Origin of the sequence: Streptacidiphilus sp. MAP12-16 (assembly GCF_041262165.1) — a bacterium.
Lineage (GTDB): Bacteria > Actinomycetota > Actinomycetes > Streptomycetales > Streptomycetaceae > Streptacidiphilus.
Map to the genome: position 1 here is coordinate 150,120 of NZ_JBGCBY010000003.1, position 10,144 is coordinate 160,263.

The 10,144-nt window shown below is 70.7% G+C and carries 11 protein-coding genes; 8 read left to right on the forward strand and 3 right to left on the reverse strand.

The features are described 5' to 3' along the window. The first annotated feature begins 38 nt into the window (after window positions 1-38). The 5 genes from ABIA33_RS04600 (at window position 39) to ABIA33_RS04620 (ending at window position 4,155) form a co-directional block, all read left to right on the forward strand. Window positions 39-719, forward strand: coding sequence for a UbiX family flavin prenyltransferase (locus ABIA33_RS04600; RefSeq protein ID WP_370077197.1), 681 nt, complete (start codon window positions 39-41; stop codon window positions 717-719). Window positions 720-836: 117 nt separating this feature from the next. Next, entirely contained in the window at window positions 837-1,313 is a 477-nt protein-coding gene (locus tag ABIA33_RS04605; RefSeq protein ID WP_370077758.1) for an Lrp/AsnC family transcriptional regulator, read from the forward strand. A gap of 5 nt (window positions 1,314-1,318) precedes the next feature. Then, entirely contained in the window at window positions 1,319-2,341 is a 1,023-nt protein-coding gene (locus tag ABIA33_RS04610; RefSeq protein ID WP_370077199.1) for a threonine/serine dehydratase, read from the forward strand. 81 nt (window positions 2,342-2,422) lie between these two features. Continuing rightward, window positions 2,423-3,586, forward strand: a complete 1,164-nt coding sequence (gene mqnE / locus ABIA33_RS04615) for an aminofutalosine synthase MqnE (RefSeq protein WP_370077201.1) — start codon at window positions 2,423-2,425, stop codon at window positions 3,584-3,586. Between the two features lie 44 nt (window positions 3,587-3,630). After that, a complete protein-coding gene (locus ABIA33_RS04620; protein WP_370077203.1) occupies window positions 3,631-4,155 on the forward strand; it encodes an N-acetyltransferase family protein in 525 nt (174 codons plus the stop codon). A 37-nt stretch (window positions 4,156-4,192) separates the two neighbouring features. Here ABIA33_RS04620 and ABIA33_RS04625 read toward each other — a convergent pair whose 3' ends face one another. Further along, entirely contained in the window at window positions 4,193-4,876 is a 684-nt protein-coding gene (locus tag ABIA33_RS04625) for a transglycosylase SLT domain-containing protein (RefSeq protein WP_370077205.1), read from the reverse strand. A 135-nt stretch (window positions 4,877-5,011) separates the two neighbouring features. On the opposite strand from ABIA33_RS04625, the gene ABIA33_RS04630 reads away from it, so the two are divergent. Further along, window positions 5,012-5,353 (forward strand): DUF4229 domain-containing protein, encoded by a 342-nt coding sequence (locus ABIA33_RS04630; RefSeq protein WP_370077207.1) that lies wholly within the window; start codon window positions 5,012-5,014, stop codon window positions 5,351-5,353. A gap of 3 nt (window positions 5,354-5,356) precedes the next feature. Next, complete coding sequence (locus ABIA33_RS04635) at window positions 5,357-6,358, forward strand: LacI family DNA-binding transcriptional regulator (RefSeq protein ID WP_370077209.1); 1,002 nt, start codon at window positions 5,357-5,359, stop codon at window positions 6,356-6,358. A gap of 184 nt (window positions 6,359-6,542) precedes the next feature. On the opposite strand, the gene serC is transcribed toward ABIA33_RS04635, so the two are convergent. Further along, on the reverse strand, window positions 6,543-7,661 hold the full coding sequence (serC, locus tag ABIA33_RS04640) for a phosphoserine transaminase (protein WP_370077211.1): 1,119 nt from the start codon (window positions 7,659-7,661) through the stop codon (window positions 6,543-6,545). A gap of 263 nt (window positions 7,662-7,924) precedes the next feature. Further along, window positions 7,925-9,025, reverse strand: a complete 1,101-nt coding sequence (locus ABIA33_RS04645; RefSeq protein WP_370077213.1) for a citrate synthase 2 — start codon at window positions 9,023-9,025, stop codon at window positions 7,925-7,927. A gap of 328 nt (window positions 9,026-9,353) precedes the next feature. Between ABIA33_RS04645 and pdxH the strand changes: the two genes are divergently transcribed. After that, window positions 9,354-10,055: a pyridoxamine 5'-phosphate oxidase gene (pdxH, locus tag ABIA33_RS04650; protein ID WP_370077760.1), complete on the forward strand. Its 702-nt coding sequence runs from the start codon at window positions 9,354-9,356 to the stop codon at window positions 10,053-10,055. Window positions 10,056-10,144 lie beyond the last annotated feature (89 nt).

Below are 10,144 nucleotides of genomic sequence, written 5' to 3' on the forward strand. Positions count from 1 at the left end.
CTAACGACCTGGGGAGCGCCGCCGGTAGGGTCGGAGGGGTGGACGAAGGATCGGGAGTACGGCGGCCGTGGGTGCTCGGCGTGTCCGGGGCGTCGGGGACGCCGTACGCGGCGGCGGTGCTCCGCGGCCTGCTCGCCGCGGGCGAGGCCGTGGACCTGGTGGTGAGCCGGGCGGCGCGGCTGACCATCCTGGACGAGACCGGGATCGCGTTCCGGGACGCGCACTGGCGCGACGACCTCCGCGAGTGGCTGGAGCTGCCCCTCGATGCCGGTAAGCCCGATGTGGAGCCGCTGGACGAGGTGCGGTACTGGTCGGCGGGGGATCTCGCGGCCGGTCCGTCCAGCGGCTCGTACCCCGCCAAGGGGATGCTGGTCGTCCCCTGCAGCACGGCCGCGGTGGCGGGGATCGCCCTCGGCCTGTCCAAGGACCTGCTGCAACGCGCCGCGAGTGTGACGCTCAAGGAGCGCCGCCGGCTCGTGGTCTGCGTCCGGGAGACCCCGCTGACCGGGCAGACGCTGCGTCAGCTGGTCGCGCTCGACGACGCCGGAGCCGTGGTGCTGCCCGCTTCGCCGGGCTTCTACGCGGGCCTGGACAGCGCGCAGCAACTGGTGGACTTCGTCGCCGGACGGGTGCTGGACGCGGCCGGAGTCACCCATGATCTGTACCGGCGCTGGTCCGGCGAGCTCGGCGGAGGCGGCCGGGGCGAGGGGAGCGAGTGAGGCAGCTCACTCCGACGGGGTATTGTCGTTGGGATGTCAGGGTCGACGGGGCGGGACTCTTCGATTCCGGATAATCTCGGCGAGTTGCCCAACGATCGGAAGGCGCGGGTTTCCAGCATGGACGCGGTGGACAGACAGCTCATCCAGGCGCTGCGCGAGAACGGCCGCGCCTCCTACGCCGAGCTGGGACGGCTCGTGGGCCTGTCCGGCCCTAGCGTCACCGACCGCATCAACCGCCTGGAACAGGCGGGCATCATCACCGGCTACCGGGCCACGGTCAACCCGGCCTCGCTGGGCCTGGGGGTGACCGCGCTGATCGGCCTTCAGTTGTCCGACGCCGCCGACCACGAGGACGTCGCGCACCGGCTGCGGGATCTCACCGAGGTCGAGGACTGCTGGTTCATCGCCGGCGACGACTCGTACATGCTGAAGGTCCGGATGCCCGATGTGGACGGCCTGGAGTCGATCGTGAAGCGGCTGTCCGGAACCAAGGGCGTGGCCCGGACCCGGACGACGGTGGTGCTCTCCACCAAGTGGGAGAACCGGGCGACGGAGTTGCCCGAGACGGACGCTCTGACCGACCGGAAGGTGTAGCCGCTGTGACCCTGGTGACCCTGGACGAGCTGCGGGACGCGCAGAAGCGCATCGCGGGCGTGGCGGTACGGACGCCGCTGATGCCCTGCCCCTGGGCGGAGACCGGAGGGGCGACGCGAAGCGTCTCCGGCAAGGGTGGTGGTGGGCGACGGGAGGGCCACAAGACGCTGCATGTGAAGCCGGAGAGCCTGCAGCCGACCGGTTCCTTCAAGATCCGGGGCGCCTACAACCGGCTCTCCGTGCTGACGGACGAGGAGCGGGCGCGGGGCGTCGTCGCGCAGTCCAGCGGCAACCACGCCCAGGCCATCGCGTACGCCGCCCAGCGGCTGGGCATCCGGGCCGTCATCGTGATGCCGGACACCTCCCCGGCGGTGAAGGTCGACAACACCCGTTCCTTCGGCGCCGAGGTCATCCTCGTCCCCATGCACGAGCGCGACACCACCCCCGCCGACCTGGCCGCCGAGCACGGCTACGTCTGGGTACCCCCGTACGACGACCCCTGGATCATCGCCGGGCAGGGCACCGTCGGCCTGGAGATCGCCGAGGACGCGACCGCGCTGGACCTGGACCTGCGTACGGTCCTGGTGCCGGTCAGCGGGGGCGGCCTGATCAGCGGTACCGCCGCCGCGCTCAAGTTGACCCTGCCGGGCGTGCGGGTCGTCGGCGTCGAGCCGGAGCTGGCGGGCGACGCCGCGGAGAGCTTCCGTAGCGGCGAGCGCAAGGTGTGGCCGTTCGAGGCGACGCACCGCACCATCGCGGACGGGCTGCGCACCAACTCGCTCGGCGTGCTGCCCTGGGAGCACGTCCAGGCGTTCGTGGACGACATCATCACCGTCAGCGAGGACGAGATCCGTTCGGCCGTGGCGGTGCTGGCCCGGCGCGGGCGGCTGGTCGCCGAACCCTCGGGCGCCGTCACCCTGGCGGCCTACCTGCACCACGGCGACGAGTTCGACGGGCGCAGCGTCGCGGCGGTGGTCAGCGGGGGGAACGTGGACCCGTCGCTGCTGGCGGAACTGCTCCGGATGTGAGCTGCGGCGCGTAGCGCCCCGGAGGGAGGGCGTAGGCTCGGTCAGGTTGTCGTGAAGCTGGTAGTGGAAGGGCTGAGGCGGATGGACGCAGGACTCAAGCGGGAGCTGGAGGCGAAGGTCTACGCCGGGGAACGGCTGTCCCGCGAGGACGGCATCGCCCTGTACGAGACCGACGACCTGGCCTGGCTCGGCGGCCTCGCGCACTGGGTGCGGACGCAGAAGAACGGCGACGTCGTCCACTTCAACGTCAACCGCCACCTCAACATGACCAACGTGTGCAACGCGTCCTGTGCGTACTGCTCGTTCCAGCGCAAGCCGGGCGAGAAGGACGCGTACACGATGCGCATCGAGGAGGCCGTCCGGCTGGCCAAGGCGATGGAGAACGACCAGCTCACCGAGCTGCACATCGTGAACGGCCTGCACCCGACCCTGCCCTGGCGCTACTACCCCCGCTCGCTGCGGGAGTTGAAGGCGGCACTGCCCGACGTCGCGCTGAAGTGCTTCACCGCCACCGAGATCCACTGGTTCGAGAAGATCTCCGGCCTGTCCGCGAGCGAGATCCTGGACGAGCTGATCGACGCCGGCCTGGAGTCGCTGACCGGCGGCGGCGCGGAGATCTTCGACTGGGAGGTGCGCCAGCACATCGTCGACCACGACACCCACTGGGAGGACTGGTCGCGGATTCACCGGCTGGCCCACTCCAAGGGTCTGAAGACCCCGTCGACCATGCTGTACGGGCACATCGAGGAGCCCAGGCACCGGGTGGACCACGTGCTGCGGCTGCGCGAGCTCCAGGACGAGACCGGCGGTTTCCAGGTCTTCATCCCGCTGCGCTACCAGCACGACTTCCACGACTCCAAGGACGGCATCGTCCGCAACCGGCTGCAGGCCCGTACGACCATGGCCACCGGCGCGGACATGATCAAGACCTTCGCCGTGTCCCGGCTGCTGTTCGACAACGTGCCGCACGTCAAGGTCTTCTGGGTGATGCACGGCCTGGACGGCGCGCAGCTGATGCTCAACCACGGCGCGGACGACATGGACGGCTCGGTCGTCGAATACAAGATCACGCACGACGCGGACGGCTTCGGCACTCCCAACAAGCTGAGCCGCGAGAACCTGCTCGACCTGATCCGCGACGCGGGCTTCCGCCCGGTCGAGCGGAACACCCGCTACGAGATCATCCGCGAGTACGACGGTCCCGTCGCCGACCGCCGCGAGACCCCGCAGCTGATGCGTTTCTGATCACCCGAACAGGTTGTCGGAGAGACGGGCTATGGTCGGTGACCATGGCCCTTCTCTTCACTCTGGACCCAGAGCTCACTCCCGAGCTCCGCGCCGAGCTCGTCGACCTCTGGACGGACGTCAGCAACGCGGGCGGCGCCGTCGGCTTCGTCCCTCCCGTCACCGCCGAGCGGGTACGCCCCACCGCCGACAAGCAGTTCGCGGGGGTGACCGAGGGGCCGGACCGGTTGATGGTGGCCCGCGACGACGCCGACGGACGGCTGGTGGCCTGCCTGTTCTTCGAGGACCAGCGCTTCGTGTTGATGGACCACTGGCAGCTGCTCAAGCGGGTCATGGTGCACCCGGGCTGCCAGGGCAAGGGGTACGGGGCCGAGCTGCTCGCCGAGGCCGAGCGGACGGCGCGCGAGTGGGGTCTGTCCGGGCTCAAGCTGACCCTCCGCGGCGGCCGCAGCCTGGAGACCTTCTACGGCCGCAGCGGCTACAAGGAGGTCGGCCGGGTGCCCGGCGCGATCCGGGTCGCGCCGGGCGAGGAGTACGACGACGTGACGATGTGGCTCGACCTGCGCTGACCCGCCGCTGACCGGAGCCCTGTCGCTCCCCGGGTCGTTACCCGGACTGGTTCAGACCCTGCTGGTACCGCGGCTCCAGCTGCTTCTCGATCCGGCTCACATAGGCCTGTGTCTCGGGGAAGTTGGGCACGCCCCCGGCGTTGATCACCGCCGTCGGTCCCGCGTTGTACGCGGCGAGCGCGTTGGCGGTGGCGTCGCCCGGGACGTTCGCGGTCTGCTTGAAGAGGGAGCACATGTACTTCGCCTGGGCCGGTATCGCGTCGCCCGGGTCCCACACCGACGAGCTGCCGCTGTGGTCGTAGTCACCGCCCCACTCCGACCAGGTCGCGGGCGTGAACTGGGCGATGCCCTGGGCGTGTCCCGAGTCGGCCTGCGGGTTCCAGCCGCTCTCCGCGTCGAGCTGCGCCGCGAGCAGTGCCACCGTCACCTGGCCGCAGGTGCTCGCCGCGCTGCTCACGACGGAGGCGTACTGGGCGGGGACCTTCAGCGGACCCTGCGTCCCCTGGTACACCAGCCAGGCGATGCCGGCCAGGACCGCGGCCACCAGCAGCGCGAGCACGGCCAGCAGCCGTCGGTGGAAGCGGCGGACGCGGCGGGGGCCGGCCCGGTAGAGGGTGGTCGATCCGGCGGCGGGGGCGGCAGGAGAGGCGAGGGCGGTGCTTTCGGCCTCGTCGGCGTCCACAGGCGTCCCTCCGTCGTACGGACCAGGCGATCCGATCATCACCTGATTGTCGTCTATTCGCCCGGTTTGCAGACATGCGGGTCGGCTCCGGCCGACCTCGTTGAAGATCCGCCCCCGCACCGTGCTGTACTGGACGGGTCGTCCGGACTCGCTCGGGAAAGAGAAGACCGCGCCGTGAGCAGCAAGTCACACGCCACCCTCCGCTACACGTCCATGCGGTTCAGCCTCTTCGGCGCCTGCTTCGTGGTCGCCCTGGTGCTCGCCGACCTCGGCGTGCTCCCGACCACCGCCGGCGTGTCCGGGGTCTTCCTGCTGCTGATCCTCGCCGGGATCGTGTCCGCGCCGCTCAGCTACGTCCTGCTGAGCCGTCAGCGCGACGAGATGTCCGCGCAGATCAGCTCGGGCATCGAGCAGCGCAAGGCCAGGCCCGGGGGCGGCATGAAGCAGCGCATCGCGGCGCAGACCGCCGCCGAGGACGCCTTGGACGACGCGGTGCGCGCGGACCGGACCGCCTGAGCGGTGGACCGCCCCACCGGGCGTGATGTCGCGCGCCTCGCCGGAGTCTCGCAGGCGACGGTCTCCCTGGTCTTCTCGGGCAGTGACACCGCCCGCGCCCGGGTCTCCAGCGCCACCCGCGACCGGGTCAGGGAGGCGGCCCGGCAGCTCGGTTACCAGCCGCAGGCGGCCGGACGCCAGCTCCGCCTCGGCCGTACCGGTCTGGTTCACCTCGCCGTCCCCAACATCCTCGGTCCCTTCTTCGCCCGGGTCCTCGACGGCGCGCAGAGTGCCGCGACCGAGCTCGGCCTCGCCGTCGTCTTCAGTTCGGGCTGGGACGGCGACGCCCTCGCCCGCGCCTGCAACTCACGCCAGTTCGACGGCCTGCTGCTGTGCTCCCCGGACGACAGCCAACTCGGCGAGCTGCCCGCGTCCACGCCCGTGGTCTTCCTGGACGCCGACCCGGCGCTGGTGGCCGGATCCCCCCTGCGCCGCACCCTGGAGCTGGATGTCTCGGGCGGCATGGCCTCTGCAGTGAGCCACCTGCGCGAGCTCGGGCACCGCCGGATCGGGCATCTTCGCTCCACGGACTCGGCCTACACCTTCCGCTCCCGCCAGGCGGGTTTCGAGCAGGCCGCGCGCAGTCTGGAGGTGCTGGAGGTCGGCGTCTCGATCAACGGCGGCCTGGAGGCGGCCCGCGCCGCCGCCCACCGGCTGCTGGCCGACGTCCCTCCGCAAGCGGTGGTCTGCGACGACGACGTGGTCGCCGCCGGGCTCTACCACGCGGCAGCGGACCTGGGCCTGCGCATCCCTGACGACCTCTCCGTCGTCGGCATCGACAACATCCTCGCCGCCTCGCTGCTCGCTCCCGCACTCACCACCGTGGACCTGCCAGGGGAGCACCTCGGCAGCGCCGGGGTGGGCCTGCTGGCGGAACTGGTGGCCGGCCGCACCCCGTCCGCCCCCGCTCCGCTGCCCACGACCCTCCTCGTGCGCGGCTCGACGCGGGCGGCGGATAGTCTGTAGACCGTGGACCCCAAGACCCGTACCCGGATCGTCAGCGCCGCGCTGGCACTGCTGCTGCTCGCTGTCGTCATCGGCGCGCTGGTTCGCTGAAGCCGGCATGACTGAGGGGCCGTCCGGTGCGACCGGACGGCCCCTCAGTCATGCCCCTTCGGTCATGTCCCAGCGCAGCTCGAAGCCTCGCGGTTCAGAGTTTCTCGATGACGTAGTCGATGCACGCCGTCAGCGCCTCGACGTCCGCCGGGTCGATGGACGGGAACATCGCCACGCGCAGCTGGTTGCGGCCGAGCTTGCGGTAGGGCTCGGTGTCCACGATGCCGTTGGCGCGGAGCGTCTTGGCGACGGCCGCGGCGTCAATCGACTCGTCGAAGTCGATGGTGCCGATGACCTGCGAGCGCTCGGCCGGCTCGGCGACGAACGGGGTCGCGTACGAGGACTTCTCGGCCCAGGCGTAGAGCCGCGAGGAGGAGTCCGCCGTCCGCGCCACCGACCACGGCAGACCGCCGTTGCCGTTCAGCCACTCCAACTGCTCGTTCAGCAGGAAGAGCGTGGCCAGCGCAGGGGTGTTGTACGTCTGGTCCTTCGACGAGTTGTCGATGGCCGTCGGCAGGTCGAAGAAGGTCGGGATGTAGCGCCCGGACGCCGCGATCTCCGCCGCACGTGCCAGCGCGGCGGGCGAGAACACACCGATCCACAGGCCGCCGTCGGAGGCGAAGCACTTCTGCGGGGCGAAGTAGTAGACGTCGGTCTCGGTGACGTCGACGGGCAGGCCGCCCGCGCCGGAGGTCGCGTCCACCAGTACCAGCGACCCCTCGTCAGCCCCGGTCACGCGCTTGATCGGCATGGCGACACCGGTGGAGGTCTCGTTGTGCGTCAGCGCGTACACGTCGACGCCGGCCTCGGCGACGGGCACGGGGTGGGTCCCGGGGGCGGACTTGATCACGGACGGGTCCGCCAGCCAGGGGGCGGCCTTGGTGGAGGCCGCGAACTTGGACGAGAATTCGCCGAAGTTCAGGTGCTGGGACTTCTCCCGCACCAGGCCGAAGGCGGCGATGTCCCAGAAGGCGGTGGAGCCGCCGTTGCCGAGCACCACCTCATAGCCCTCGGGCAGGGAGAAGAGGCTGCTCACGCCCTCGCGCACGCGCCGAACCAGGTTCTTCACCGGGGCCTGGCGGTGGGAGGTGCCGAGCAGGGAGCTACCGGTCGCGGCGAGGGCGCTGAGCGCCTCGGGGCGAACCTTGGACGGACCTGCGCCGAAACGGCCGTCAGCGGGCCTGATGTCAGCGGGGATCTGGATCTCAGCCACGGACGCAGCCTAGCGGCTGCGTCCCTCCCGCCTGCGGCTGGTCCGTCCAATGAGACACAAAGGAGTGACCGCCCATGCGTCGCACTTGATCAGCCATGCACAACCCAGGGGCGCGGGGAACGGCGCTGCCAACCATGCACCTCCGTAGAGGGATGGTCGCGCAGTTCCCCGCGCCCCTGGGTAGTAACGGGTTGCCCTCTGCGAGAAGAGAAGCCTCGCGCCCCCGGGTAGTAACGGGGTTGCTCGTCTGCCTAGGGCACCGCTCAGCGGGCGATGTCGTCGAAGCCTTCGACGTCGCGGGGGCTGCGCGTCCCCGGCCCGATGTACCGCGCGGCCGGGCGCACCAGGCGGCCGGTCCGCATCTGCTCCAGGATGTGCGCGCTCCAGCCCGCCGTACGGGCGCAGGTGAACATCGAGGTGAACATGTGCGCCGGAACCTCGGCGAAGTCGAGCACGATCGCGGCCCAGAACTCCACGTTCGTGGCCAGGACGCGGTCGGGGCGGCGGGTGTGCAGCTCCTCCAGCGCGGCCTTCTCCAGCGCCGCTGCGACCTCGTAGCGGGGCGCTGCCAGCTCCATCGCGGTGCGGCGGAGCACGCGGGCGCGGGGGTCCTCGGCGCGGTAGACGCGGTGGCCGAAGCCCATCAGGCGCTCGCCCTTGTCCAGGGCCTGCTTGACGTACGCCGTCGCGTCGCCGGTGCGCTCGATCTCCTCGATCATGCCGAGGACGCGCGAGGGCGCGCCGCCGTGCAGCGGGCCGGACATCGCGCCGACCGCGCCGGACAGCGCCGCCGCGACGTCCGCGCCGGTGGAGGCGATGACGCGGGCGGTGAAGGTGGAGGCGTTCATGCCGTGCTCGGCGGCCGAGGTCCAGTAGGCGTCGATGGCCTTGACGTGCTTGGGGTCGGGCTCGCCGCGCCAGCGGATCATGAAGCGCTCGACGATGGTCTCGGCCTTGTCGATCTCGCTCTGCGGGACCATCGGCAGGCCCTGGCCGCGCGCGGACTGGGCCACGTAGGAGAGGGCCATCACCGCCGCGCGGGCGAGGTCGTCGCGGGCCTGCTCGGGGGTGATGTCGAGCAGCGGTTTGAGGCCCCAGGCCGGGGCGAGCATGGCGAGCGCGGACTGCACGTCGACGCGGATGTCACCGGAGTGGATCGGCAGCGGGAAGGGCTCGGCGGCGGGCAGTCCCGGGTTGAACTTGCCGTCGACCAGCAGGCCCCAAGTGTTGCCGAAGGAGACGTGGCCGACGAGCTCCTCGATGTCGACGCCGCGGTAGCGGAGCGAGCCGCCTTCCTTGTCCGGTTCGGCGATCTCCGTCTCGAACGCTACGACTCCCTCGAGTCCGGGTACGAAATCGGACATCAGGCGGCTCCTCTGGTCGACGTCGGTGACTGTGGTGTGGCCAAGTCGTCGGGTGTTTTGTCCGCGCGGTCGCGCGGTCGGTTCAGCTGTGGGCGTGTGGCACGCAGTGTCAGGGTGGCAGGCACGGGGTGCATTGCGCCAGGGTCCACGACGGTGATGCCCCGCACGGAAGCGGGAATCACCTCGTGGTGGCAGGGAAATCCAGGCCCCTTCTTGGTGGAGTGGGGCTGGACGACTCGGCCGTCCGGCGCCCCGACACCCTATCTCTTGACGTCGAGATTTCGTACAGGTGACGAGAAGCCGGGTGATGAGAACCACACGGCGGGTGATGGATGATGTGGGCGTGCAGCTTCCGGAACACGCCCACCCCGACACCCCCGCGTCCGAGCTGGCGGCGATGCGCCGCCACTACAGCGAGGCCGGCCTCAACGAGTCCGAGGTCGCGCCGGAACCTATGGAACAGTTCGACCGCTGGTTCAACGACGTCGCCAAGTCCGGGATCGACGAGCCCAACGCCATGGTCGTCTCCACCGTGGACGCCGAGGGCCAGCCGAGCGCACGGACCGTCCTGCTCAAGGCGTACGACCAGCTGGGCTTTGTGTTCTTCACCAACTACGGCTCGCGCAAGGGCGCCGAGCTGGACGCGAACCCCCGGCTGGCGCTGCTGTTCCCCTGGCATCCGCTGTCCCGTCAGGTGATCGTCACCGGCCGGGCCGAGCGGATCGGCAGGGACGAGACCGCCGCCTACTTCCGCAGCCGCCCGCACGGGTCGCAGCTGGGTGCGTGGGCCAGCGAGCAGTCCCGGCCGGTGGGGTCGCGGGCCGACCTCGAACGGCGCTATGCGGAGCTGGCCGCGCGATACCCGGAGGGCGCGGGCGTTCCCGTGCCGCCGTTCTGGGGCGGTTACCGGGTCACCCCGGACAGCGTGGAGTTCTGGCAGGGTCAGGACAATCGGCTGCACGACCGGCTGCGGTACCGCAGGGACCAGGCCGCGGCGTCGGGCTGGACGGTTGAGCGGCTGCAGCCCTGAGCGGCGCCTCCGGTCCGGCCCGCGATTCTCGGCCACCGCAGGCGCTCGTGCGCTGTATCGACCAATTGAGTGAAATCGGACCTTACTGG